Consider the following 24,794-nt stretch of genomic DNA (forward strand, 5'->3'; position numbering starts at 1 on the left):
TCTGCCGGGTCGTCGCGGGTGTTTTACTTAGTTGGTTCTAAATTTGGGAAAGCGAAAAAGCCCGCGAACGGAAATTCGCAGGCTTGAAAGGGGATCATCATCGCTGTGTTTGCAATGTCTGACCGGTGATTTGGTTCTTCGCTGGTGGCCGCAATTATTTGCGGAGGTTGAGGCGCTGGAGAAGTTCGTTGTACTTCTCGAGGTCAGTCTTCTTCAGGTAGTTGAGAAGCTTGCGACGGCGAGCGGCGAGGGCGAGGAGACCACGGCGCGTGTGGAAGTCCTTGCGGTTCGTGCGGAGGTGCTCGGTCAGGTGGTTGATGCGAGCCGACAGAAGGGCGATCTGAACGTCTGAGGATCCGGTGTCGGAGTCGTGAGTCTTGAAGTCGCCAATGATCTGGGCCTTGTCGATTGATTTGCTGTTAGCCATTTGTGTGTTCGTTTTGTGTTTCGAATGAGCACGGAAGTTCGGACAGGCAGTTGGGCCGGTCCCTAACCAAGTTTTCGCTGGGTTAGACGCTGACTTCTCAGGGGAGAAGCTTCCGCGGAGTAGAGCGGTGTAGCCGCTAGACTCTGACGTGAAAGCGGTCTAAAAGAGGGGAATTCTTCGGGGGCGCAATAACAAAATGCGCTCTAAGCTCCCTGAGGGATCGGTTCTTCCACCAAGGCGTGAAGTTTCGATTCGAAATCGCCGAAGGTAAAGGGCTTTTCGATGTAGCGGGAATGGGCGCCGATGCCCAGTTTTTTGTCCTGCGGACCGACAGGGTTGCCTGACATGATAAGGAAGCGATCGCAGGCGCCCTTGGCTTTCGCTTGCTTGACTACCGTCTCGCCGCTGGCTTTTGGCATGAGCAAGTCGGTCACGATCAAGTCGAAGGAATTCCCAGCGTTTGCCTCGAGCAGTTCCAAGGCGACCGCCCCGTTTGGCGCTTCGCAGACTTCGTAGCCTAGCTTTTGCAGGTAGTGGGCGACCAGTTCCCGAATCAGGGAGTCATCCTCCGCGAGGAGCGCTTTTTGACATTCGTTTCGGGAGGATGCTGATGAGTTCACTTTTAAGAGAAGGACGTTGGGATGGTTGAGGGACTTTACAGGTAGTGCATTCGCATGGCGTACCGCATGAGGTCCTGCGGACTGTCCAAGCGAAGCTTCGCTTTGATTCGAGATCTATGGGACTCTATCGTCTTTACGCTAATTTGCAGCGCCTGAGCTATCTCTTTATTGTTTTTTGACATGCCGATTTGCTCGACGATCAAAAGCTCGCGGTCGGAGAGGTTATGAAAGGACGCGGAGCCTTCGCTGGCCCCGGGATTTGCCAGTCGATTGATCATGAGTGACTTTACGTTTTCGCTCACGTAGAGCTCCCCTTCGGTTACGGTTTCGATGGCGTGCTTTAGCTCGGAGAGCGGAGCGGCTTTCATGATGAAGCCGTTGGCGCCGGCCTTGAGGCAGCGGTCGGCATAGATGCATTCGTCGTAGCTGCTGAGCACGAGCACGCGAGCATGCGGGTACTTTTGCTTCAGCTCGCGGACGGCAGCGATGCCTCGGGGGTGGGTGGAAGTGATCTCTATGATGGCCAGGTCGACGGAGTCCGGCAAGTCAGGGTCGTCGATGGATGGAGCGGCGTATGCGAGCACGTGGCTTGGACTGGCTTCGATAAAGGCTTGCAGGCCGGCGTGGCAGACGGGGTGTTCGTCGATGTAGAGAATTTCTTTGGGAGGATTTACTAGGATCATGAGGCAGTTATTAAGCTGCCACAGATTAGCATTTTGCGTTTTATTTTTACAATCGGGCCGACGCTGCGCCGAGAGTAGAAAAAGGGCTTGAGTATTGGCGGGTGGTTTTAGGGGACCGGCTTGGTTTGCCCTGAATTTTCCCCTGAGTGTTTCTTGCTAGGGGAGACTTGCCGGATATCGACAAAGAAAAAGGACGACCGCGAATCGGTCGTCCCTTTGAAATTCTATTCAGCTGTTCGCTTGAATCAGGACTCTTGCTGGTCGACCCACTGGACGGAGAACTGAACCAGTTCTGTCGCGTTGCGGAGGTTGAGCTTTTCCTTCACGTGGGCTCGGTGGGACTCGATGGTTTTGACCGACAAGTGCAGGCTTTCGGCTATCTCTCTGGTTGAGAGTCCGCGTCCAATCAGTTGCACGACTTCCAGTTCGCGGTCGGTGAGACGGTCCACCGGCGAGGCGGAGGCGTTGCTGGGACCGTTCACGATCTGGTGCAGCACCTGGTCGGCGACGCGAGGGCTTACATAGATTTCGCCTTTGAGAATCTTGCGGATGGCTTCGATGATCTTTTCGGAAGACTCCTTTTTCATCACGTAAGCCTTGGCTCCAGCTCGCAATGCGCGTTGGGCGTAGATCGACTCGTCGTGCATGGAGAAAACGAGGATCGGCAGCTTTTCGTGGATGGCCTTAAGGTTCTTGATGAGTTCCAGCCCGTTGTTCCCTTGTAGGGATATGTCGACTATGACGACGTCGGGCTTCGTGTTGTCGATACCCCGCATCGCGGAAGGTGAATCCTCGGCTTCCCCGCACACTTCGAAGTCTTCTTGTCCGCCGATGATTTGGGTGAGGCCCTGACGGACGAGGGGGTGATCGTCTACGATGAATACTCTTATCGACATGTTCTGGATTCTCGTTTGTACAAACCGGTTGGAAAGGTTACCTAGAATTGATTGCTGAGCCCGCTGTGCTGGCAAGCCATTTAGCTGATTATTAGGCGCTTATTTATCAATTCGGTCACGTATGCCGTTCCTTTAGGTTTTGGATTACGTGAGTACACGTTAGTAGGAAACCGTAGTGGAGAGTGTGATCTGGGAAGAATCGTAGTCGCTGATGGCTTGGTTGGAGGAGGAATCGCGGTAGTTATAGGAGAGATTGGCTGACCAGTTGGAGCGAATCGAGTAGCGCGTGCTGAAGGTCGCGGTGAAGACGTCGTCGTTTCGCGAGTCGACATCGTAGATGTAGTCGTTGCTGCTCATGCCGATAGAGGCGACGAAGCCTAGCTTGGGCTGGGGCGTGTAGTCGACAGCGAGGTTCACCTGGCTTCGTTCAACCGTGCGATCGTCGTCGGTGACCTCCAGGTTTCGGTTGTAGGTGAGCGCCACGTTTGTTTTGGCGTTCATCGGGTAGCCTAGCTTTCCGTTGAGGGTGAGGCGGTTGCTGTTGCCGCTATTGGGACGGGAGTTCACGCGATCGCTGACGCTCGTGGAAGTGAATCCGAAGGACAGGTCAGCATCGAGCTTTGGAAAGAGGCGTTCGGGGAGGATTTGGCCAGTGATGCCGAAGTTTAGGCCGTCGTCGGTATCGTCCACGGCCTCGTCCCCGATAGTGATGAAATCCGTTTTGCGCTCTTGGATTTGGTATTCCGCATACATGCCGATGCGTCCGCGGATCAGTTCGCGGGCATGCAGTCCCGCTGCGAAAAGGGTCGTTGTGTTGGCGCTTGAAAACGAGCCGAAGACGCCGTCGTTTGACCGGTCGTTGTAAGATGCTCGAGTGCGGAAACTGAGGCGTCTTTGCAGCAGGTAGTCGGCGTAGGCGCTGACTGAGAAGGTTTCAGAGTCGAGGTTTTGGTTGGTGAGAAAGCTCTCGCGCACGCCGTCGAAGTAGTTGACCCCCCAGTTGCCCGATAGTTTCGGACCGGCGCCGAAGGGAATCTCTCCGCCTAGGTTGAAGCTGATGGAGTCAGAATCGAGCGAGTCGTTGTTGTCGTAACGTCGTACGGGAAAGCTCAAGCTGCCCTCTAGGTTCATCCTATTCGATTCTCGCGTGTAGCTGATTGCTGGCGTGAACCCGTAGATGGTGTCGGATCCCGCATTCGAATTTGGACTCACGCGGCTGCTTTCCGTGATGGATACAGTCCCTTGGACTGTCACGTCTCCGCCCGCGAATCGAGGTCCGGCTAGCAGGGGCGTGGCGGGCGTGAGGAGGGCTGCGCCGATCAAGGCGAGGGATGTCAGGCTGAGAGGCTTCATTTCAGGATTCTGTGTCTGGGTAAATGCCGGGGGCTGGCTCGGATTACAAGCTTGAGCTGGGCGTTCTTGGAGTGAGTGGGATTAGAGAAAGGCGGTTTGCAGGCTGGTTGAAAGCAGTCCGATCAAAGCGCCGAACACGCCTCCCCAAACCACGAGCCAACCGAGGTGTTCGCGAATCAAGTCGGAGAGGATTTGTTTCACCTGAGGCGCGGTGAGCTCGTCGAGCTTCCCGCGGACGAGTCCCTCGATCATGGGTTGTACTTTTTCGAATGAGCTGTGCGATTGGCTAATATCGAGCGAATCGACGATTTGCTTTAGGCGTTTGCGAAACTCCTCCTTGAAGGGGTCGCGCAGGGGTTCGAGTACCTTTGCCCCGCCGAACATGGACAGCATGCCTCCGAATTTTGAGTGGGCCACTACTTGCAGGAAGCCTTCGAAGAGCTCGTCCATGTCGATGGACTTTTCCAAGGTTTCCGCGTCGAGCCCTTGGTGCAGGGCCGTGTCGGCGAACTTCATGAAATTTTCTTCGGTGAAGAAGCTTTCCATCACGAGCTTGTGGATGGCTGCTTTGAACTCCTCGAAACGCGCGGCGATCACTCCCGATCCGTAGAGGCCGGGGACTTTTTCGAACAGCATGTGAACGGCGATCCAGTTGGTTACGGCGCCGGCGAGGGCGAAGACGCCCGCGTTCAGCACGAAAGGCTTGGCAGCGGAATCGGGTAGGGCTGCTCCCAGGATTAGCAAAGCGACAGCGATGAGGTTCGTGACGAGGCTCTTGTTCATGACGAAGGTGGAAAAGGAATGAGCTATTTTGTTTCGGTGGCGTTCGCCGCGGTGGCAAGATCGCTTTCGAGCTGTTGCAGCGGCAGCCAATTCAAGACGCGTTGGATGCTTGCGTCCCAGTATCCCCATTCGTGGGCGCCAGGACCTTCCTCGTAATCGAGCTCGAGCCCGATGGAACGGGAGTGGGCGAGGAAGCTCTGGTTGGCGAGGTACAGGTAGTCCTCCGTTCCGCAGCACTGGTAGAGGGCGGGGATGTCGGCGCGGTTTTCCGCTTTCAGTTTCGATGCGAGATGAAGCAAATCGTCCTCGCTGTTTTGGATTACCGCCTCGGGGCCGAAGATAGAGGGCCAATCCGGCAGCCGTTCCTCCCTGTCCCCAGCCAAGGCTGCGATATCCAGAACGCCGGAGAGGCTGGCGGCTGCAGCGTAGCGGTCAGGGTTGGAAAGGGCTAGTTTGAAGGCGCCGTATCCTCCCATGGAAAGGCCTGCCACGAATGTGTCGTCGCGATTTTCGGAAATGGAAAAGTATCGCTGGCAGATTTCGGGAAGCTCGTGAGCAACGTAGTCGTAGTAGCGGTGTCCGGCGTGGGTGTTCCGATAGAAGCTTCGATGGACGGCGGGCATGACAACGGTAACGTCGTAGGCCTCGGCGTAGCGTTCGATACTGGTGCGGCGCGTCCAGGTCGTGTGGTCGTCGGACAGGCCGTGCAGGAGGTAGAGCACCGGGCTCCTGTGGTCGCTGCCTTTCTGTTGCTTGATACGCTGGCTGAAGGCCACCTTGATCGAAGAGGAGAGGCGCAAGGTTTCGGAAAAGAAGTCGAAGTGGATCAGAGCCATCCCGCGAACCCTAGGGGTGGTTTTGCAGAGATCAATGGCGTTATCTTGCAGTTGTACGATGAATCGTAGGCTACGTTTTGAGCGGTCGCAGACGGATGGGCTGAGCGGAATTGCGCAGATCCTCTAAGCGCTATGAGCGCCGGCGCTGCGAAAAATGCGGACCGACCCTATTTTTTTCAGAAGGGTGAATCCGATAGTAAGGGGTGCCAGTCGGAAGGCATCTGCCTCATGTCCGGCGCAACGGCCAACGAATTCCCATGCAAACGACAACGAACAGGGGTCTCGACTCGCAACGAGGCCCCCTTGAAGAGCCCGACTGGAAGCGAGCGTTTATCGCCCGCGTCGAGAAGCTGCCTACCCTTGGCAAGGTCTGTCGCGAGCTGTACTTCTATTTGCAGGAAAAGCACTCGACCACGCAGGGTGCGACCGAACTGGTGGGCAAGGATCCACTTTTAACGGTTGAGATCGTGCGGAGCTCTAAGTCCGCGGTCTACGGATCACGCGGGGCGAATTCCGTTAAGGATGCGGTTCAGGCGATAGGATTGGAACGACTAGGGCGAATCGCCCTGAGGCTCTGGCTGCGGAACCTGATCCCGCACCATCTCTCGGTATACAACATCGACGGCGGCAACTTCATCCGTCGCTCCTTCGCCTGCGGCTCCGCGATGCGCTTCATCTACCAAGGCGATACCGAGCGGGCGGAAACCGCCTACGCGATCGGATTGCTGCATGCGATCGGCTGGGTGATCGTGGACGAAGCGGTCCGATTGATCAGTGGAGACGAGCTGGTTTTTTTAGAGAAAACCTCGAGGCGGCTTGCGGAAGCGGAGTTGCGGGAGTTTGGAACGACTCATGCCGAAGTCGGCGGGCTTGCGCTTAAGATCTGGGGCTTTTCCAAGGAGGTGCATATCCCTGTGTCCTCGCAATTTTTAAATCCCCCGATGAAGGACCGATATGATTGGACGCAGAGCTTGGCGATCGCCCGTTTCATGGCGGATCGCGTTTTAGAGTCGTTCAATGGCGTTAAGGATCCGCTGCGCGGCGAAGGGCGCGCGGTCTATCGTGGCAAGACTTTGTCCGAAGTTTTCGAATACACGCTTGCGATGGTGGAAGAAGAAGCCGGACACCAGCAAGCCAACTAGGAGGTTTGCCTCCGAGGGGGCTTCTAAGTGCAGGGCGCTCGACGCCCGCGGAGCGGCCGTCCCACCTTCAGGTTGGGAGCAGCCTAAGTCTGTTTCGCTTGCCTGGGTTTATTCTGTGTAGGCCTCGATCGGCAGGCAGGAACAAACGAGATTTCTGTCGCCGAACACGTTGTCGACTCGACTGACAGCTGGCCAGTACTTGTATTCACGAGTCCATGACGCTGGGAAGGCCGCTTCGTCACGGGTGTAGGGAGAGCTCCAATCCGTCGCGGTCACCGCTTGGCTGGTGTGCGGCGCGTTCTTGAGTGGGTTGTTGTCCTTGGGCCATTCTCCGCTAGCGATGCGGAGCATCTCGCCCTTGATCGAAATCAGGGCGTCGCAGAGCCGGTCGAGCTCGGCTTTCGATTCGCTTTCGGTGGGTTCGATCATCATGGTTCCCGGTACGGGGAAGGACATGGTGGGCGCGTGGAATCCGTAGTCCATCAAGCGCTTGGCGACATCCTCGACCTCAACGCCGGATTGCTCCTTCCAGTCGCGGAAGTCGATGATGAACTCGTGGGCGACGAGGCCGCTCTCGCCGCGGTAGACGATTTTGAATTCCGATTCTAGGCGCTTCGCCATGTAGTTTGCGTTGACGATGGCGATCTTGGTGGCGTCGGTGATTCCTGTCGCCCCCATCATGCGGATGTAGGCCCAGGAGATTGGCAGGATGCTGGCGCTGCCGTAAGGAGCGGCCGAGATGGCTCCGATGCGTTCGTCGCCGGAAATCGAGTCGCTCAACTGGTGGCCCGGTAGGAAGGGGGCAAGGTGTTTGGCGACGCAAACGGGACCGATGCCGGGACCGCCTCCTCCGTGGGGAATACAGAAGGTTTTGTGCAAGTTGAGGTGGCAAACGTCCGCTCCGATTTCGCCCGGGCTCGTGAGTCCGCACTGAGCGTTCATGTTGGCGCCGTCCATATAGACTTGTCCTCCGTTGTCGTGGACGATTTGGCAAATTTCTCGTATGGAAGATTCGAATACGCCGTGTGTCGACGGGTAGGTGACCATCAGGGCGGCCAGGTTTTCAGCGTGCTGTTCCGCTTTTTCCCGGAGGTTTTCCACGTCGATATTGCCTTGCTCGTCGCAAGCCACGGTCACGACTTTCAATCCAGCCATGGCTGCGGAAGCGGGGTTGGTGCCGTGGGCGGAAAGGGGAATCAGGCACACGTTGCGGTTCGAGTCGCCGCGGCTGGCGTGGTATTTTTGGATGGCCAGCAACCCAGCGTATTCGCCTTGGGATCCCGCGTTGGGCTGAATGGAGGTCGCTTGGAAGCCAGTTATTTCCGAGAGCCAGCCTTCGAGTTGTTCGATCAATTCCAAGTAGCCCCTGGTTTGCTCTTTGGGGGCAAAGGGGTGGATGCTGGAAAACTCGGGCCAAGTGATGGGAAGCATCTCGGCCGCCGCGTTGAGCTTCATGGTGCAGGAGCCGAGCGGGATCATTGAGGTGGTAAGCGAAAGGTCGCGGTTCTCCAGCCTCTTGAGGTAGCGCAGCATCTCGGTTTCCGTATGGTAGGAATTGAAGACCGGGTGGCTGAGGTAGTCGATTTCGCGGTTCAATGCATCTTCGGCGGATGGCGAGCAAGCTTGGGCCTTTTCCACGAGCGCAGCGACGTCGGTTTCGATGCCGAAGACCTGGAGGAGGGCCACGAGGTCCGCGGGAGAGGTGGTTTCGTCGAGGGAAAAGCCAATCGAGCCGGGCGATACGGAGCGCAGGTTGATGCCGGCGTCTCCAGCGCGAGCTGCGGCATCGGCTGCAGCTTCTTCGGAAAGGTCCACCACCACGGTATCGAAGCGCTTGCCTGGGGCGACGTTGAAGCCGGATGCTTCCAAGGCATCGGTGGCCAGTGTGGTGAGTAATTGGATACGGCTGGCGATGTTACGGAGTCCCACCGGGCCGTGGTAGACTGCGTAGGCTGCGGCGATGTTGGCGAGCAGCGCTTGGGCGGTGCAAATGTTGCTCGTAGCCTTGTCGCGGCGGATGTGTTGCTCGCGCGTTTGCAGGGCGAGGCGGAGGGCTGGGTTGCCCGCGCTGTCCTTGGAGATGCCGATGATGCGGCCGGGGATCTTTCTTTTGTATGCGTCGCGGGTTGCGAAGAAGGCAGCGTGGGGACCTCCGAATCCCATCGGAACGCCGAAGCGCTGCGCGCTGCCGACCGCCACGTCGGCACCCAGCGCGGCGGGAGATTTCAGAAGAGTGAGGGCCAGCAAGTCGGTCGCTACGATGGTCAGCACTTTGCTTTCCTTCGCTTGGGCGGCGATGGCGGAGAAATCTTTGGCGATACCGTTGGCGTCTGGATACTGTAGTAGAACCGCGAATACGCCCTCGAAATCCAGCGAATCCTCCAGGTCGACGATCTCGAAATCTATTCCTAGGGGAGCGGCTCGGGAGGTGACCACCTCTACGGTTTGCGGGAAGCAATCCTTGGAGATGAGGATCTTTTGCTTTTTGCCGGCCCGTCCCACTTGGGAGAAGGCTAGTCCCATGGCCTCGGCAGCGGCGGTACCTTCGTCGAGCAGGGATGCATTGGCGATTTCGAGTCCGGTGAGGTCCGAAACCATTGTTTGGAAATTGAGAAGGCCTTCCATGCGGCCTTGGGAAATTTCCGCCTGGTAAGGCGTGTATTGGGTGTACCAGCCTGGGTTCTCCAGGATGTTGCGCTGGATGACCGGCGGGGTGATCGTTGGGTAGTAGCCGAGGCCGATGTAGGTTTTGTTGACCTTGTTTCGAGAGGCGAGGGTCTTGAGTTCGGCCAGCATGTCGTGCTCGCCGATCGGTTCGGGCAGGTTTTTCAGGCCCTTGCTACGGATGGAGGCCGGCACCGCTTGGTCGACGAGGGCGTCGACGGAATCGAAGCCCACCGCGCGGGCCAATTCGTCGGCGGCGGGGCCGCTGGTGCCGAGGTGGCGAGGAGCGAATTGGTCGAGCTTGGCGAGCGGGTTGGCTTGGGCTTGTGCAGAAGCGCTTCGTGATGGTGTGGCCGCGGTGCTGTTTGGCATGGGCGGCAGACTAGAAATCGAAGCGCGCAAATCAATGCGGCAATTCGGTTAATTTTGTAGGGCTCGGACTTTATTGCTCATGCGGGACGGGCATAAAGCCCGCGCCCTACTTTTCGGGTTGAGTTTCGCGAGCAAGCTCGCTCCTACATCTTTCATGACGAATAAGGAGCGAGCTGCATACGTGGATCTTGAGTTGGAACGACGCTATCCGAATCCGCCGATTCCCTTGGACCACGTCGATGCTTACACGTTATTGGTGGCAGTGCTGCTCTCGGCTCAGTGCACGGACGAGCGCGTCAACAAGGTCACGCCGGAGCTTTGGAAGCTGGCGGACAATCCGGACGACATGCGGCGGGTGCCGGTGGACTCCATTCGGGATGTGATTCGTCCTTGCGGACTTTCGCCGCGCAAGTCGCAGGCGATCCGAGATTTGTCGGAGATCTTGATGGCCAAGCATGGCGGCGTAGTGCCTCAAAGTTTTGAGGAGCTGGAGGCCTTGCCAGGGGTGGGGCACAAGACGGCGTCGGTGGTCATGTCGCAGGCCTTCGGTTTCCCGTCCTTTCCGGTCGATACGCACATCCACCGGCTGGGCCAACGTTGGGGGCTCACCAGCGGTAAGAACGTCGCTCAAACGGAAGCGGACCTGAAACGGCTCTTTCCCAAGGAGCGATGGAATCACCTGCACCTGCAGATCATTTACTACGGGCGCGAGTTTTGCACGGCTCGCGGATGCGATGGAACGGTGTGTCCGATCTGCCGGGCCTTGTACCCGGATCGCAAGCGAGCGAAGGTGACGCGCAAGGCGTGAGTCGGGAATGGATATCGCGGCTCAAGGCCGCTTCCCACGAGGATTGGAGCAAAAGAAAACCCCAGCCGGTAAAGGCTGGGGTTGTGGAAAAGGTTTGTTGTTCAGGCTATCCGCCGGTACCTGTTGCTACTGGCTCTCGGATGGCTCGGGTCGACGTTTCAGTTGCGCCTACCGCTGCGTCTATAGTGCCAACGGCGCCTCCATTTGGGTCAATCAATTGATTGGCGAGATCTTCGTACCAATTGACATTGCCTCCGAGGAAGGCTACATGACCGCCCTCTGTTGAGTATGGGTCACCCGGCCCCCATTGGCCACCGGTGCCAGATTGTCGGGTGTAGACAACGGGGGTTGTGGCAGAGTCGAATGTGTTGAGACCGACAACGTAGGCGTAGGAAAATTGGTCGGGGCTGAACTGTAAGCTTGTTGTTAGATTACCATCTGCCAAATTTCCGGTGTACAAACCTCCGTTGCCCGTCAGGCGATCCGTCTCGTTGGCACTGACCCAAACCTTGGGATCATACAAATCTGCGGCAAAAGCCAACACAGCAGCCACGTCGACTAGGTCGTTTTCTCCCGTTGTTTCCACGCCCGTAGTTTCTAGCGTCTGTTCCGGCCCGACCAAGCGCTCCCCGTTCTGTGAGGCGAATAGGAGGGAGGCTTGCACGATGTCGCGAAGGTCGCTCGAGTCGCTGCTTTTCTTGGCGAGCGTGCGGAACTGACCGACGGTCGGGAAGATGATGGCTCCCAAGATGGCGAGGATCGCGATCACCGTCAGGACCTCGATGAGCGTGAAGCCCTTCTTCGTGTTGATCTTATGGTTCATGGCAAAATGTGGGTTACGGATCGTTTGTCTCTTAGTTGGTTGGGGTGGTTTTTGTAGTCTCATTAAAAGCCTTCGTGAACGCTTTCTTCAAGTTACAATGGCGTGTAAGGGTTATCAGCGTATTTGATACTAGGAGGCTCTCATGGTGGGCATTATGCCTACGTAATGGAAAGCCTGATAGGGTTGCTCCTGCTAGATCTGGCCTGGGGCGAGGACCCCAGCTTGGCTGGGCGGGTCCGTTTGCTTTTCAATTTGTAGGGCTGCCGCTTGCGGCACGCCGCGAGGCAGGGGGAGCTAGGTTGAGGGTTGCGGGTTGCGGTCGGTGGGCGGTCCGCTGGGACAGCGGACCCTACCTGTCAGGCGCGATCTATGAGCCGCGATGAAGTGGAGCCAGTCTTGGTTTGGGTTGGCGTATCACGCGTTACGGGAGCTTGCTTCCTTTTGTCCGTTTCTCGTTCCCGCGGCACAATTTATTTGCCAGCGGGGGAGGGGCTTACAGATATACGCGGCCTATGAAGATTTATTTGGACGGAGCGTTTGTTGAGAAGGAAGATGCGAAGATTTCGGTTTTTGACCATGGATTGCTCTATGGCGACGGGATTTTCGAGGGAATCCGCATCTACAAGAACTGCGTCTACCGCTTGGACGAGCATTTGGAGCGCCTCGAGTACTCGGCCAAGGCGATCCTTCTCAACATGCCCTGGTCGCGGCAGGAATTGTCCGACTTGGTGTGCGAATCGTGCCGCGTCAATGGTCTGAGCGACGGTTACATTCGATTGATCGTCACCCGCGGCCCGGGAAGCCTCGGCCTTTCGCCGAATTCTTGCCCGAAGCCTTCGCTGATCATCATCGCCGACAAGATCGCCTTGTATCCGGAAGAGTGTTACACGGAGGGTCTCAAGATCGTGACGGTACCGACGCGCCGCACCAATGCGGCAGCTCTGAATCCCGGGGTGAAGTCGCTCAATTACTTGAATAACATCATGGCCAAGGTGGAGGCCGCTCAGGCCGGCGCCTTGGAGGGGATTTTGCTCAACGACCAAGGCAACGTGGCGGAGTGTACGGGCGACAACATTTTCATCGTGCACAAGGGGGTAATTTTCACCCCGCACGCTTCAAATGGAGCGCTGCGCGGCATCACGCGCCAAGCGGTGATCGATCTGGCCAACGCTGAGGGAATCGAGGTCAAGGAAGTGAACTTGACGCGCTACGAAATCTGGAACGCGGACGAGTGTTTTCTGACCGGTACCGCTGCGGAACTGATTCCGGTGGTAGGCTTGGATTCCCGGGCGATCGGAGACGGCAAGCCAGGGCCCATCACGCAGAAGTTGCATGCAGCGTTTCACCAGGAGGTGAGCACGCATGGAACGATGATTTGATTGGGGGTAATGCGTCCGGCTTCTCCGAAGTCGGACCACCTTTGCGGAGGCTGCAGTAATCTGCTGCCGCTTCTCGTAAAATTTAAGGAAATCGTTAGTCTTGTTTTGAGACGAAGCGATTCCTCACGCATTAATGTTGGACAGTTCACAAACCTTCCAGCAAAGATGGCATGGGGTTTGCATTGTCTCGCTCGCGCACGAGTGGACGGCGCAATCTGCCTAGTTAACCAAACCAAACACCTATCTTCTTTAAATGGCGAAGCCACTGAAATGCGATGTCTGCAGCGAGCCGGCCACGGTTCATCTCACGCAGATTATCAACAATCAGATTCACAAGATCGACCTTTGCGAAAGCTGTGCCGAGCAAAAGGGCATCACCGATCCTAGCGGCTACTCTCTGGCGGACCTGCTGGTAAAGCCGGAATCGCAGTCTGCTCCCGAGGTCGCCGCTCTCTCCTGCCCGGAGTGCGGCTGCACGCAAAGGGAGTTCAAAAAGACTGGCCGACTGGGCTGCGGCGCCTGCTACGAAACCTTTGCCAGCGTGGTAAACCCTGCATTGCTCAACATGCACAAGGGAGATTCCCACAAGGGCAAGGTTCCGCAGCGAGCCTTGGAAAGGGCGACGTTCATCGACCGCTTGGGAACCTTGGAGGACGGCTTGAAGGAAGCGATCTCCTCGGAGCGCTACGAAGACGCGGCTCGCATGCGGGACGAGATTATTGAACTTAAAAAGGCGATGGAAGCCGCCGCCCTCGAGGACTGAACTCAATGTTAATCAAAAGCATATTTGGCGGAAAGTCGGAGATGACGGAAGCGGGCTCCAAGAAATGCCCGGTTGTGCTCATGACGCGCATCCGCCTGGCTCGCAACATCGCCAACACGCCCTTTCCAGGGTGGGCCAAAGAGACGCGCCGCAAGGAGGTACTTGAGACATGTTTGCCCTCCGTCGCTTCGCTCAGCCAGATGAAGCGCGGCATCAGCGCGGAAATTTCCTCACTCTCCGATTTGGAACGTCAGATCCTTGTGGAACGCCACTTGATCAGCCGCGAGCTCTCGAGCAATGCGGACGCTGCCGGAGTGGTCATCAGCAAGGACCAGTCGATTTCGGTGATGATCAACGAGGAGGACCACCTCCGCATCCAAGTAATCAAGTCGGGATACCGCTTCAAGAGCGCCTGGAACGCCATCGATGCGATCGACTCGGCCTTGGAAGAGCAGCTCGACTTCGCATTTTCGCAGAAGCTGGGCTACCTCACTGCTTGCCCGACCAACGTGGGCACGGGGATGCGGGCTTCGACCATGATGCACTTGCCGGCCTTGGTCATCTCCAGCCAGATGGAGAAGGTGGTACGGGCGGTCAACCAGCTCGGGATCGCGGTGCGCGGCTTGTTCGGCGAGGGCTCGGACGCGAGCGGCAGCATCTTCCAAATTTCCAATCAAACCACCCTTGGCGAATCCGAGGGCGAGATCGTCAAGCGACTCTCTTCGGTGCTTCGCACCATCATCGACCAGGAGATGAACGCGCGGGAGAAGATCTTGGAGAAAGATCCGAACAAGCTGTACGACAAGATCGGCCGCGCGTACGGGATTTTGCAAAACAGCCATTTGCTGACTTCCTCCGAATGCATGAACCTCGCTTCGCTGGTCCGGTTCGGCGTTGATTTGGAGATGTTTCCCGAGAAGACGCGGAACATTGTGGACCGTATGTTCATCGAATGTCAGCCGGGCCACGTGCAGTACCACGCGGGCCACGAGATCGAGTCCAGCGCTCGAGACGAATTCAGGGCGGCCTACATGCGCAAGCAGTTCGAAAACGTTGCCCGTCCCATATTTAACCTTCACGAAATGTCCTCAGAGGACGATACCCCCAAACCAGATCCCGAACAGGAGGCAGAATAACGCTTTATGGAACCAATGAACAATTTCACTCCGCGCGCCCAGCAAGTCCTTGCCCTGGCCCGTAAGGAGGCAGATCGCTTTCACCACAACTACGTCGGCACGGAGCACATCCTGCTGGGGCTGATCAAACTCGGCCAAGGCGTAGCGGTTAGCGTGCTGCAAAAGATGGGTCTCGATCTCGAGACGGTGCGCAGCGCGGTAGAGAAGCAAGTCGGTTCCGGTCCCGAAGGAAAGGCTGCCGGCAGCATCCCTTACACGCCTCGCGTCAAAAAGGTTTTGGCCCTCGCTGGCAAGGAAGCGAAAGCCCTCAACCACAGTTACGTCGGCACGGAGCACATCTTGCTCGGACTCCTTCGCGAAGGCGAAGGCGTGGCGGCTCGCGTACTGAAGTCGCTCGACGTCGATATCGAGCGCACTCGCAACGAGATCCTCCGGGAGCTCGATCCCCAGTTTTCCGGCGAAACCGAAGAAGCGGTTTCCCCAGGTCGCAGCCAAAGCCAAGAGGAGAAGAAGGAAGCCAAGACTCCGGCGCTCAAGGCCTTTGGACGCGATTTGACGGAGCTCGCTCGCAAGGGAGAGCTCGATCCGGTGATCGGCCGCAAGGCGGAAATTCGCCGCGTGATCCAGATCCTTTGTCGCCGCACCAAGAACAATCCAGTTCTGATCGGTGAAGCGGGCGTGGGCAAGACCGCCATCGTTGAAGGCCTCGCCTTGGAAATTTCCAGCGGCGTGGTTCCTGAGATCCTGCTGGACAAGAAGGTCATTACATTGGACCTCGCTCTCATGGTGGCCGGCACCAAGTACCGCGGCCAATTCGAAGAGCGTATCAAGGCGGTGATGGACGAGATCAAGCGGGCTGGAAACGTGATCATCTTCATCGACGAGCTTCACACTATCGTGGGCGCCGGCGCGGCGGAAGGCGCCATGGACGCGTCCAACATTTTCAAGCCGGCCCTGTCCCGTGGCGAGCTGCAGTGTATCGGAGCGACTACGCTCAACGAGTACCGCAAGTTCATCGAGAAGGACAGCGCCCTCGATCGCCGTTTCCAAAGCGTGAAGGTCGAGGCTCCCAGCATCGAGGACACGGTTCTCATTCTCAAGGGCATCCGCGGAAAGTACGAGGAACACCACAAGGCGGTGTTCACTGACGAGTCGCTATTGGCCGCAGCCAAGCTCTCCGAGCGTTACATCACCTCGCGCTTCTTGCCGGACAAGGCGATCGACGTGATGGACGAAGCTGGTTCGCGCGCTCGTATCGCGTCCCTCAATCGCCCACCGGAAATCGAGACTTTGGCGAAGGAAGTGGACGAGGTTTGCGCCAAGAAGGAAGACGCCATCAGCAAACAGCATTTCGAAGAAGCAGCCAAGTTCCGCGACGAGGAAAAACGCCTCCGCAAGCAGCAGGAAGACGTGCTCGAAGCATGGAAGACCAGCCGCGAGGAAAACCGGATCACCATCGACGAAGAGGACATGCTGAAGGTCGTTTCCGACTGGACCGGCGTGCCGCTGCAGCGTCTGGAGAAGAAGGAAACCGAGCGTTTGCTCCAGCTCGAGAAGGAGTTGCAGGAGTCGGTTATCGGCCAGGACGAAGCCTGTGTGGCGATCTCCAAGGCCCTGCGGCGGAGTCGCGCGGACCTCAAGGATCCCAAGCGTCCGATCGGTTCCTTCATGTTCCTCGGCCCGACCGGCGTGGGTAAGACTTTTCTCGCTCGCACGCTCGCTGAGAAGATGTTCGGCGACCGTGACGCGATTATCCAAGTCGACATGTCCGAGTACATGGAGAAGTTCTCCGTTTCTCGCATGATCGGCTCGCCTCCAGGCTATGTCGGGCACGAGGAGGGCGGACAGCTTTCCGAGCAGGTTCGCCGCAAGCCTTACTCGCTGGTGCTCTTCGACGAAATTGAAAAGGCTCACCCGGACGTCGTGCAGATCATGCTGCAGATCTTCGAGGAAGGCCACCTTACGGACAGCCTCGGACGCGTGATCGACTTCCGCAACACGATCATCATCATGACCACTAACGTGGGCGCGAGCGTGATCCAGAAGCAAACGACTATGGGCTTCGGCGCGGCGACGAATTTGTCGGACGATTTCGAAGGCACCAAGGCTAAGGTCATGGACGAGGCGAAGAAGGTATTTAAGCCGGAATTCCTCAACCGTATCAACGATCTGATCGTCTTCCACAGCCTTGCTCGTAAGGATCTGGTGAAGATCGTGGACCTCGAAATCGCTAAGTTGCAGAAGCGTCTCGACGACAAGGAAATCAAGATGACTCTGGAACCGGACGCTAAGGAGCTGCTCATCGACGAAGGCTACGACGAAAAGTACGGCGCTCGCCCTTTGCGTCGCTCCATTGAACGTTTCCTCGAAGATCCGCTCGCCGAAGCATTGCTTGGCGGCCAGGTCCAGGAGGGCGACAACGTTCTGGTGATCCGCGACGGGAACGAGCTGAAGTTCACCAAGGCTGCGGATAGCGAGACGGAGGAAGTTCCCTCGGAATCTGAAAAGTAAGCAACCTCGAGAACACAAATTTTTGCGCAAGACCGCAGCTTCCTTGGGGGGCTGCGGTCTTTTTTGAATACGATCCCCCTTGTCGCGTCGTATGTAGATTGGACGAAGTGCTCCTCCGATTTTCAGTTTAGGTTTCTGTAGTCAAAAATGACAGCCCGTCGCACAATCTTGATCCTGAGCGCAGCTTTGCTGTTGGCGTTCGTGGGAACTTGGATCGAGCAACGCTCACTTGAACCGATTGAGAGCGAGGAGGCGAAGGAGCTAGCATCTGGGAAACCCACTTCCCCTGGGCTTGGCGATGGGGCTTCTATGGGACCTCTCTCAGAGATCTCGATGGAGCTTTTGTTGGAGGAGTTTACGGGAGCTTGGACTGACCGGTATCCCGACGCGGTCGTCGCAGAAGCCCGACTCGCGACCTCGCGAAGCGGTTTTCCGCGCTTGCAGTTCTTGTTGTCCCGCAACAGCAAGCGGATGCCTTGGATCCTCTGGGAGGAAAAGCTCGAGATTCGGGACGGGGGAGAAATTGCGAGCGTTGGTTCGATCGCTCACATGGGAAACGTTTTTCTGGTAGATGCGGACCCGCTTCTCGTTCCCGAGGAGGCACTCGGGGAATTCGCGCGTGATCACGGGCTTTTTGTGGAACGCGAGTCCACTGTCGCGAATTATGTGTGCTTTGGGTTTGCGGATCCCGAGTTGGGTAAGATCGAGGCCTTGCTTGCAGCGTTTCAGCAGCGCTTTCCGGGTGCGGTTGGGGAATTTGACACGCTCAGCTTTCCCAGCGCTACACCGAGCGAATGGGATCCGTCGAGGATGTGGGGACTGGACCAGATCAAGGCGGAGGACGCTTGGACTTTCGAGGCGGGCGACCCCGACAACGAAGTGGTTGTCGCCGTTATCGATACGGGGACCCAGAGGTCGCATCCGGACCTAGCGGCGAATCTGTTTGTGAATCCTAGGGATTCGACCGACGACGGAGTCGACAACGACCGAAATAGCTTGCGGGACGACGTAAGTGGCTGGGATTTCTACGATGGTGACGCGAATCCTGAAGACCTTGACGGGCATGGCACGCACGTTGCCGGCATCGTGGGAGCGGTGGGTAACAACGGGCAGGGGGCGGTTGGCGTCAACTGGGGTGTTCGAATCTTGCCATTGAAAGCGGGAGGCGCGGATGGGCTCCGAACTTCCTCGATTAACGATGCGCTCGCATATGTCGCTACTCTCAAGGAAGCGGGTATCAACATTGTGGCGACAAACAATTCTTACGGCTCGAGCAGTCCCAGCGTAACGACCAGGGCGGAAATCGCAAAGCATGAGCAGCTGGGAATTTTGTTTGTCGCAGCTGCGGGTAACGAGGGCAGAAATTTGGATACTTCTGCGGACTCCTTGGAATATCCAGCGGGCTACAATTTGGAGAACATTATTTCGGTTGGGAACTCGAATCAGGAGGACGCGCTGAACCAGAGCTCCAATTTCGGAAACGTTAGCGTCGATCTATCGGCTCCTGGCAGCGATATCTATTCAACGTATCCGACGAATTCATACGAGTTCCTATCGGGTACCTCGATGGCTGCTCCGATGGTGGCAGGGGCGATTGGGCTGCTCGCTCAGGCACGGCCAGAGTTAGCGGCGGTCCAGCTTAAGGCGCGGATTTTGGAAACGGCTGATGCTGTGGATTCTCAGGCGGGGCTTACGGTTACCGGGAAACGCCTCAATTTGCTGGCGGCCCTCCGCCCAGAATTAAGCGACCACTTTGTAGCAGTTGAGAACGTCCCTGATGTTATCGTATTGGTAGGCGTTTCGGGATTGGACGTGGTCTTTGAAGTCGACGCGAAGGAAAGCGCGGGCGTTGCGGCGCAGTTAGTCAGCGGAAGCGAAGTGGGGGAGTTGCTGGACTTGGGGGATCGCAGGTTTCGTTTCGAGACGAAGGCGAACGGGCAAGCGACGATTCGCTTTTTTGCTCAGCTGGGTGGACTTAGGAAATCGATCGAGAAAACGGTGGTGGTGGGAAGCGTTCCCAGTCCGGATCAAGGCTTGTCGCACCACTTCGCTTTCGACGGGAGTGGAAACGCCGAACCGGATCTGGGAGGCGGTGGAAGCGCTTCGATCGTAGGAGCAAGTCGGGTCGCTAGCGACTATGGGAGTAGCTTGTCGCTGGACGCGGCGAGCGAGAATATGAACTTTGATGGGGCCTTCAGCGATCGCGTTACGATCGCTGCTTTGGTCCGTTCCGGCGATCTGCTGGCGAGCCCGCATCCGCGCATCGTGAACATGCCGTATTATTATCTCTATTTTTCGTCGGGCAACAACTTGGACGTCCCAGATGGGAATCGGCAGACATTGAAGTTTCTCGCGAACTACACCGGATTCGGGGTTTGGAATACGCCCCCTCGATCTGTTCGCGATGGCGAATGGTATTACGTAGTCGGTAGTTACGATAGTCGCAATATTATGAATACGCCGAGTTTGTATATCAATGGCGACCGGCAAAAGGTGCGGCTGCAGCAGCCCCCGGAGGGGATTATGAATCGGGAGGGTGGACTTTCCTATGTAGGAAATAGCGACATCGGGAATCGCGCTTTCGAAGGGCTGATGGCGGATGTGAGAGTCTACAATCGAGAGCTGAGCTCGGAAGAAGTTATGCAGTTAGGCGCTTCGCTTTTAGAAAGCCGTTGGTCGCAGGCGAGTTTGCAGGTTCCTGATTTGATCGAAGTTGGGAAAGTGGGAAGGTTCCGATTTTTGGATACGGGGATCGATGATGCTGCGGTGGTGGTAGATTGGAATGTCGAGTCCGCTTCGGAAGCCTCGATCTTGAGCGAAAGCGGGGTGTCGGCGGAAATGCGATTCGAGGTAGCGGGGCGTTACCGTGTCACGGCCCATGTTTCGGATGGCTTAGCCACTCGCGTGTTAGCGGCAGATGTGGACGTCAGGGAGGAGACGGTTGCTGCGGGCCATTTTGTGGGCGCTTCAGCTGGCGGTGGTGTGGCTTGGCTCGAGGTCGAAGCATCTTTGGAAACGGGCTTTGTCACGGTTTTCGATGTAGAGTCAGGTTTTTATCGTATTCGTGAGCCGGTGACAATTGAACCGGACGGAGCCTTTTCTTCACTGGAAGAAGGAACAGGTCGAATTCAGGGATTCGTCTTGGGAGGGTTCAGTTTGGAGATTCCGGGGCGAGCCTTGCTGTTCACTGGCGATCAGCAATCGACCCCCAGCTCCGTGTCCGATTTTGCGGGAGATTATCGTGGCGGCGGCATTGGAGTCCCTGGCGATAGCATCGAAATGAAGGCGCTCGGTGACGGACGTGTCTTCCTCTGGCGCGAGGGGCCTCATGCCGACCTCGCATTAGGGGCGCTTACTCCTAGGGGAGAAGTGTCGATCATAGCGGCCTCTGGAACTGGCCTCGAGCTGTCACTCGATATCGAGGATCGAACGGCTCAGGGCTTTTGGGGCGATCAGAAGGTCTTTTTGCGGGATGCCACGGCGGCTAGGGTTGCTCGCTTGATGGCGGGAGTTGTAGGCGGTTTTCCAAGTGGAAGCGGGGGAACTGGTTTGTACGCGGAGTTCTTGGCGAAAGGAGAGGCGGGCCGTAGTTCCCTGGAGCGGGGCGGTTTTTCTGGGCTTGGCAGTTCGCCGGAGGCGGGTCCTTTCATCCTTTTGGGAGCGAAGGGAAAGTCCTTGCTGATGGCGGGCGACAAGAGAGGCGAAGCGCTTGCGGATGCAGTAGCGGCGGCGATCGCGGGAGGCGCTCTGGAGTTGGGGAGCAGTGAAATAGGAGGTGTGCGCCTGCAAGTTCCGATCGGGGATGCGGCAGCTGGACTCGTTGGTTTTGCCGTTGCGGGGCCGGTTCCCCTCGAACTGTTGGTGAGGGGGCTAGGACCTTCCTTTTCCGAATTTGGAGCCGAGGATCCGAAGATCGTCATCTACAAGCTGCAGGATGGGGAAGCCTTCGCTCTCTCGCCGAACGACAACTGGCGGGATGGCGCCTTGTTTGCGGGTGAAGGCGAAAGCGCTCAAGGCGCATTCAGGGCGTTGGCTACGGGGTTCGAGGCGCTGGGCCTGTCTCCGCTCGCGGACGACGCGAAGGATGCCGCTCAGCGCGTTTGGCTTGAGGCGGGAGATTACCTTGTCTTGATCCAGGTGGCCGAAGGCGAGGCTGGCAGCGCTCTGATAGAGGTTTTGGCCTTGTAGAAAGCGCTGGCGCGGCGGTGTTGCATTCTTTGCGCTTAGCCGTATGGGTTTCGCAGCATGTTCGTAGACGAAACTAGAATCATCGCCCAAGCAGGCGACGGTGGAAACGGTTGTATCAGCTTCCGCCGTGAGAAATACGAGGCCTTCGGCGGCCCCAATGGAGGGGACGGCGGCAAAGGCGGCGACGTGATTCTCGAGGGAACCAACAACGAAAACAACCTCATCAAGTATCGCTACCAGCAGCACTGGAACGCGGAACGCGGCCAACACGGCATGGGATCCGACCGGATTGGAAAGTGCGGGAAGGATGCCGTTTTGCTCGTGCCCCTAGGCACTATCGTGATCGACAACGAGACGGGGCAGGTTTTGGCGGAGATCATGGAAGTTGGGCAACGGGTGCGATTGCTGAAGGGCGGAAATGGCGGCTGGGGCAACGCCAAGTTCAAGAGCTCGGTCAACCGCGCTCCGCGGCGAGCCAATCCTGGCGAGCCTGGCGAGAAGGGGGAGTTCACTTTGGTGCTCAAGAGCATCGCGGACGTGGGGCTAGTCGGGTACCCGAACGCTGGCAAGTCCACCTTGACGAACATGATCACCAACGCCCGCCCCAAGATGGCGCCTTACCCCTTTACCACGCTGCATCCCGGGATCGGCGTGATCGAGTACCCGGATCGCTACGAGCGTTTGCAGATGGCGGACATTCCCGGGATCATCGAAGGGGCGAGCGAGAACAAGGGCCTTGGCCACCGCTTTCTCCGCCACATCGAACGCTGTTTCGTGCTGACTTTCATCATCGACATGTCGGGCATCGACGAGCGGGCGCCTTGGGACGACTACGCCCAGTTGATCGCGGAGCTCGGGGCCTACGACAAGAGCCTCTTGGACAAGCCCCGTATCGTGCTGGCCAATAAGATGGATGAAGAGGTCTCGGTGGAGAACCTTAAGGAGTTCCGGAAGCGCCACGACGTGGTGGTTCAGCCGATCTCCTGCTTGTCGGAGGAAGGTATCCCAGAATTCAAGGAACTTCTCTGGGAAAAGGTGGCAGAAGCTAAAGCTAGTGAAAAAGAATCCGAGATAGTTGAGAGCGAATCCGCGAACGACGACTCGGAATCTCACTAGTACCAGCATCTCCCACCTAACAATGGCCAGTCTCAAGCCACTCATAATGCGTGCAAACCGCCTGCTCGGAGCGAGCTTGGTGGAGCGCGGCCTCGTCAGCATCGAGGCCCTCGACGCAGCCAATGAGCGCTTTCTCGAGCTTCTTTCGAATGCCTCGGGCGAGTTGCGCTTGAGCCTGCTATCAATCCTGATCAACGAGAAGGAGAGCGTGCAAGAAGGCAGGCTCATGGAACACCTCGTTGAAGAAGAGGGGCTTGGCATTATAGACGTGCGAAACATGGAGGTGCCGGAAGAACTGGTATCGGCCACGGATCGCGCCGAATGCTGGGCCACTTGGTCGGTACCATTCGATTTGGTAGAGGACACCCGCTACATCGCGACTGCCTACTACATGAGTCCAGCCGTTCGCGCTTTTTGGGAGCAGAAAGTATCAGGCAACATTGTCTGGTTCGCGGCTCCCTTGGAGACGATTACGGACTACCTGGAAACTCAAGAGGCAGAGGAGGCCAAGGCCGCGATGGTGGCGAGCTAGTCCTTTATGGCGTTAGGTCGACTACAGGCAGGGATCGTAGACCATCTGCACGAGCTCAAGTATCTCGATGCGGAACAGTCCGATATTCTCAAGGCCCGGGATGAGGAGCTCAACGGAAGCGCTTTCGACGATCTCCTGCAGGCGGACTATCGCATTTCGCCGCACCAGCTCAACATAGCCAAGGCCAAGACCTACGGGGTCACTCCGATCAACGTAAAGAACGTAGCCATCCACAAGGGAACTTGGGAGCTGCTGGACCAAGAGTTTTGCGAAAAGAACCAAGTGGTTCCGGTTAGCGCTTACGGCCGTTACATTGCGGTCGCCTTGGCTAACCCCTTCGAGCTGACGGTTACCTCTCGAATTTCCGAGATCAGCAAGAAGACGGTCGTGGCGTTGCTGGCTCCGGAGAGCGACATCAAAGAGGTCCTCAAGCAGGACCAGAAGCGGGAAGAAACCCACTTTGAGGATGTCGTCGAAGCCGTCGGCATGGAGTTTGAGGAAGGGGAGATGGAAGATGTGGAGGAAGGCCTCGACGACGAGGATTCCGCTCCGATCATCCAGCTCGCCAACCGGATCATCGAGGACGCGTATTTTGCAGGCACTTCGGATATTCACATCGAACCCCGGGAGAAGGAGCTTGTCGTTCGCTACCGCATTGATGGGGTTTGCCAAGAAAAGTTGAAGTTGCCGCCCAAAGTTTCGGGCTCTCTGGTGGCTCGCTTGAAGATCATGTCGAACCTCGACATTGCGGAACGCCGCCTCCCACAAGACGGCCGTATCGTATTCAAGCAGTACACCAAGAAAAACGTCGATATCGACCTTCGCGTCTCGACCGCTCCGCTCAACCACGGGGAAGGGGTCGTCATGCGTATCCTTGACAAGCAAAAGTCGACTCTGCCGATGCCGGCTTTGGGCTTTTCGGAAGAAAATCTTACTCGTTACCGGGAAGTCATAAAGCAGCCCTATGGCATGATATTGCACTGTGGACCGACCGGTTCCGGCAAGTCGATGACCTTGTACTCGGCGCTCAACGAGATCAACGATCCGAGCATGGTGATCCGCACGGCGGAGGACCCGATCGAGTACACGCTTAACGGCATCAATCAGATGCAGATGAACCGTCAAATCGGGCTGACCTTTGCCAGCGCCTTGCGCGCCTTCCTGCGCCAGGATCCGGACATCATCTTGGTGGGGGAAATTCGTGACCAGGAAACTGCGAACATCGCGGTTGAAGCGGCGCTCACCGGTCACTTGCTTATCAGTACCTTGCATACCAACGACGCGCCCAGCACGGTCGCGCGTCTGACGGACATGGGAATCGAGCCGTTTATGATCTCCTCGTCTCTACTGTGCGTCTGCGCTCAGCGACTGATGCGTCGGGTCTGCAAGACCTGTCGTATTCAATACGAGCCGGAAGGACGTGAACGCGAGATTCTAGAGGCTGGCATCGGCTGGAGCGGACCGATCTTCAGGCACAACCCGAAGGGATGTCCCCGTTGTTCGAATACGGGCTATAAAGGACGAGTTGGTATTCACGAATTGATGACAAGCTGCGAGCAGCTGGTGGAAGACATCAACAAGGGCCGCGAGACCGCTGATATCAAGCGTACTGCGGTCAAGTCGGGAATGAAGACCTTGCACCAGGACAGCCTTCTTAAGGTGAAGGATGGAATTTCTACCTTAGAAGAAGCCCTGTCGACGGTACCGGTCGATATGTTCTAGGGCCTTGCCAGCGGAATGGAATAGATACTAGTTTGCCCCT

General features: G+C 57.2%; 19 protein-coding genes. 10 read left to right on the forward strand and 9 right to left on the reverse strand.

The window, feature by feature from the left end:
• Positions 1 to 154: 154 nt before the first annotated feature.
• From rpsO to IEN85_RS07105, 7 genes are all read right to left on the reverse strand, one after another.
• On the reverse strand, positions 155 to 427 hold the full coding sequence (rpsO, locus tag IEN85_RS07075; RefSeq protein ID WP_191616382.1) for a 30S ribosomal protein S15: 273 nt from the start codon (positions 425 to 427) through the stop codon (positions 155 to 157).
• A 203-nt stretch (positions 428 to 630) separates the two neighbouring features.
• Positions 631 to 1,047, reverse strand: coding sequence for a response regulator (locus IEN85_RS07080; protein WP_191616383.1), 417 nt, complete (start codon positions 1,045 to 1,047; stop codon positions 631 to 633).
• A gap of 35 nt (positions 1,048 to 1,082) precedes the next feature.
• Positions 1,083 to 1,730: a response regulator transcription factor gene (locus IEN85_RS07085; RefSeq protein WP_191616384.1), complete on the reverse strand. Its 648-nt coding sequence runs from the start codon at positions 1,728 to 1,730 to the stop codon at positions 1,083 to 1,085.
• Positions 1,731 to 1,975: 245 nt separating this feature from the next.
• The gene (locus tag IEN85_RS07090) at positions 1,976 to 2,626 is read right to left on the reverse strand and encodes a response regulator (protein WP_191616385.1); all 651 of its coding nucleotides are present in this window, start codon (positions 2,624 to 2,626) and stop codon (positions 1,976 to 1,978) included.
• 159 nt (positions 2,627 to 2,785) lie between these two features.
• The gene (locus IEN85_RS07095) at positions 2,786 to 3,979 is read right to left on the reverse strand and encodes an outer membrane beta-barrel protein (protein WP_191616386.1); all 1,194 of its coding nucleotides are present in this window, start codon (positions 3,977 to 3,979) and stop codon (positions 2,786 to 2,788) included.
• An 81-nt stretch (positions 3,980 to 4,060) separates the two neighbouring features.
• Positions 4,061 to 4,762, reverse strand: a complete 702-nt coding sequence (locus IEN85_RS07100) for a DUF445 domain-containing protein (RefSeq protein ID WP_191616387.1) — start codon at positions 4,760 to 4,762, stop codon at positions 4,061 to 4,063.
• A 23-nt stretch (positions 4,763 to 4,785) separates the two neighbouring features.
• A complete protein-coding gene (locus IEN85_RS07105; protein WP_191616388.1) occupies positions 4,786 to 5,598 on the reverse strand; it encodes an alpha/beta hydrolase in 813 nt (270 codons plus the stop codon).
• A 257-nt stretch (positions 5,599 to 5,855) separates the two neighbouring features.
• On the opposite strand from IEN85_RS07105, the gene IEN85_RS07110 reads away from it, so the two are divergent.
• Positions 5,856 to 6,740: an HDOD domain-containing protein gene (locus IEN85_RS07110; RefSeq protein WP_191616389.1), complete on the forward strand. Its 885-nt coding sequence runs from the start codon at positions 5,856 to 5,858 to the stop codon at positions 6,738 to 6,740.
• A 108-nt stretch (positions 6,741 to 6,848) separates the two neighbouring features.
• Here IEN85_RS07110 and gcvP read toward each other — a convergent pair whose 3' ends face one another.
• Complete coding sequence (gene gcvP, locus IEN85_RS07115) at positions 6,849 to 9,776, reverse strand: aminomethyl-transferring glycine dehydrogenase (RefSeq protein WP_191616390.1); 2,928 nt, start codon at positions 9,774 to 9,776, stop codon at positions 6,849 to 6,851.
• Between the two features lie 154 nt (positions 9,777 to 9,930).
• Between gcvP and IEN85_RS07120 the strand changes: the two genes are divergently transcribed.
• Complete coding sequence (locus tag IEN85_RS07120) at positions 9,931 to 10,584, forward strand: endonuclease III domain-containing protein (protein WP_191616391.1); 654 nt, start codon at positions 9,931 to 9,933, stop codon at positions 10,582 to 10,584.
• A 106-nt stretch (positions 10,585 to 10,690) separates the two neighbouring features.
• Here the strand turns inward: IEN85_RS07120 and IEN85_RS07125 are convergent, their stop codons facing one another.
• Entirely contained in the window at positions 10,691 to 11,407 is a 717-nt protein-coding gene (locus IEN85_RS07125) for a type II secretion system protein (protein ID WP_191616392.1), read from the reverse strand.
• Positions 11,408 to 11,919: 512 nt separating this feature from the next.
• On the opposite strand from IEN85_RS07125, the gene ilvE reads away from it, so the two are divergent.
• The 8 genes from ilvE to IEN85_RS07165 all read left to right on the forward strand — a co-directional run bounded on the left by ilvE (position 11,920) and on the right by IEN85_RS07165 (position 24,754).
• Positions 11,920 to 12,786 carry a branched-chain-amino-acid transaminase gene (ilvE, locus tag IEN85_RS07130; RefSeq protein ID WP_191616393.1) on the forward strand — a complete coding sequence of 289 codons (867 nt, stop codon included), beginning with the start codon at positions 11,920 to 11,922 and terminating at the stop codon, positions 12,784 to 12,786.
• A gap of 253 nt (positions 12,787 to 13,039) precedes the next feature.
• Entirely contained in the window at positions 13,040 to 13,549 is a 510-nt protein-coding gene (locus IEN85_RS07135) for a UvrB/UvrC motif-containing protein (RefSeq protein ID WP_191616394.1), read from the forward strand.
• A gap of 5 nt (positions 13,550 to 13,554) precedes the next feature.
• The gene (locus IEN85_RS07140) at positions 13,555 to 14,685 is read left to right on the forward strand and encodes a protein arginine kinase (protein ID WP_191616395.1); all 1,131 of its coding nucleotides are present in this window, start codon (positions 13,555 to 13,557) and stop codon (positions 14,683 to 14,685) included.
• A gap of 6 nt (positions 14,686 to 14,691) precedes the next feature.
• Positions 14,692 to 17,196: an AAA family ATPase gene (locus IEN85_RS07145; protein ID WP_191616396.1), complete on the forward strand. Its 2,505-nt coding sequence runs from the start codon at positions 14,692 to 14,694 to the stop codon at positions 17,194 to 17,196.
• 147 nt (positions 17,197 to 17,343) lie between these two features.
• Positions 17,344 to 21,384: a S8 family serine peptidase gene (locus tag IEN85_RS07150; RefSeq protein ID WP_191616397.1), complete on the forward strand. Its 4,041-nt coding sequence runs from the start codon at positions 17,344 to 17,346 to the stop codon at positions 21,382 to 21,384.
• Positions 21,385 to 21,441: 57 nt separating this feature from the next.
• Complete coding sequence (obgE, locus tag IEN85_RS07155; protein ID WP_191616398.1) at positions 21,442 to 22,500, forward strand: GTPase ObgE; 1,059 nt, start codon at positions 21,442 to 21,444, stop codon at positions 22,498 to 22,500.
• A 46-nt stretch (positions 22,501 to 22,546) separates the two neighbouring features.
• Positions 22,547 to 23,032 carry a hypothetical protein gene (locus IEN85_RS07160; protein ID WP_191616399.1) on the forward strand — a complete coding sequence of 162 codons (486 nt, stop codon included), beginning with the start codon at positions 22,547 to 22,549 and terminating at the stop codon, positions 23,030 to 23,032.
• Between the two features lie 6 nt (positions 23,033 to 23,038).
• On the forward strand, positions 23,039 to 24,754 hold the full coding sequence (locus tag IEN85_RS07165) for a GspE/PulE family protein (protein ID WP_191616400.1): 1,716 nt from the start codon (positions 23,039 to 23,041) through the stop codon (positions 24,752 to 24,754).
• Positions 24,755 to 24,794 lie beyond the last annotated feature (40 nt).

It is taken from the genome of Pelagicoccus enzymogenes, assembly GCF_014803405.1.
Taxonomy (GTDB): domain Bacteria; phylum Verrucomicrobiota; class Verrucomicrobiia; order Opitutales; family Opitutaceae; genus Pelagicoccus; species Pelagicoccus enzymogenes.

What these genes read in the sequence shown, in the direction of transcription:
- IEN85_RS07145 (WP_191616396.1), top strand. Translation starts at nt 14,692, where the DNA reads ATGGAACCAATGAACAATTTCACTCCGCGCGCCCAGCAAGTCCTTGCC.
- IEN85_RS07090 (WP_191616385.1), bottom strand. Translation starts at nt 2,626, where the DNA reads ATGTCGATAAGAGTATTCATCGTAGACGATCACCCCCTCGTCCGTCAG.
- IEN85_RS07105 (WP_191616388.1), bottom strand. Translation starts at nt 5,598, where the DNA reads ATGGCTCTGATCCACTTCGACTTCTTTTCCGAAACCTTGCGCCTCTCC.
- IEN85_RS07125 (WP_191616392.1), bottom strand. Translation starts at nt 11,407, where the DNA reads ATGAACCATAAGATCAACACGAAGAAGGGCTTCACGCTCATCGAGGTC.
- IEN85_RS07120 (WP_191616391.1), top strand. Translation starts at nt 9,931, where the DNA reads ATGACGAATAAGGAGCGAGCTGCATACGTGGATCTTGAGTTGGAACGA.
- IEN85_RS07110 (WP_191616389.1), top strand. Translation starts at nt 5,856, where the DNA reads ATGCAAACGACAACGAACAGGGGTCTCGACTCGCAACGAGGCCCCCTT.
- IEN85_RS07095 (WP_191616386.1), bottom strand. Translation starts at nt 3,979, where the DNA reads ATGAAGCCTCTCAGCCTGACATCCCTCGCCTTGATCGGCGCAGCCCTC.
- IEN85_RS07140 (WP_191616395.1), top strand. Translation starts at nt 13,555, where the DNA reads ATGTTAATCAAAAGCATATTTGGCGGAAAGTCGGAGATGACGGAAGCG.
- obgE (WP_191616398.1), top strand. Translation starts at nt 21,442, where the DNA reads ATGTTCGTAGACGAAACTAGAATCATCGCCCAAGCAGGCGACGGTGGA.
- ilvE (WP_191616393.1), top strand. Translation starts at nt 11,920, where the DNA reads ATGAAGATTTATTTGGACGGAGCGTTTGTTGAGAAGGAAGATGCGAAG.
- IEN85_RS07100 (WP_191616387.1), bottom strand. Translation starts at nt 4,762, where the DNA reads ATGAACAAGAGCCTCGTCACGAACCTCATCGCTGTCGCTTTGCTAATC.
- IEN85_RS07150 (WP_191616397.1), top strand. Translation starts at nt 17,344, where the DNA reads ATGACAGCCCGTCGCACAATCTTGATCCTGAGCGCAGCTTTGCTGTTG.
- rpsO (WP_191616382.1), bottom strand. Translation starts at nt 427, where the DNA reads ATGGCTAACAGCAAATCAATCGACAAGGCCCAGATCATTGGCGACTTC.
- gcvP (WP_191616390.1), bottom strand. Translation starts at nt 9,776, where the DNA reads ATGCCAAACAGCACCGCGGCCACACCATCACGAAGCGCTTCTGCACAA.
- IEN85_RS07085 (WP_191616384.1), bottom strand. Translation starts at nt 1,730, where the DNA reads ATGATCCTAGTAAATCCTCCCAAAGAAATTCTCTACATCGACGAACAC.
- IEN85_RS07165 (WP_191616400.1), top strand. Translation starts at nt 23,039, where the DNA reads ATGGCGTTAGGTCGACTACAGGCAGGGATCGTAGACCATCTGCACGAG.
- IEN85_RS07160 (WP_191616399.1), top strand. Translation starts at nt 22,547, where the DNA reads ATGCGTGCAAACCGCCTGCTCGGAGCGAGCTTGGTGGAGCGCGGCCTC.
- IEN85_RS07135 (WP_191616394.1), top strand. Translation starts at nt 13,040, where the DNA reads ATGGCGAAGCCACTGAAATGCGATGTCTGCAGCGAGCCGGCCACGGTT.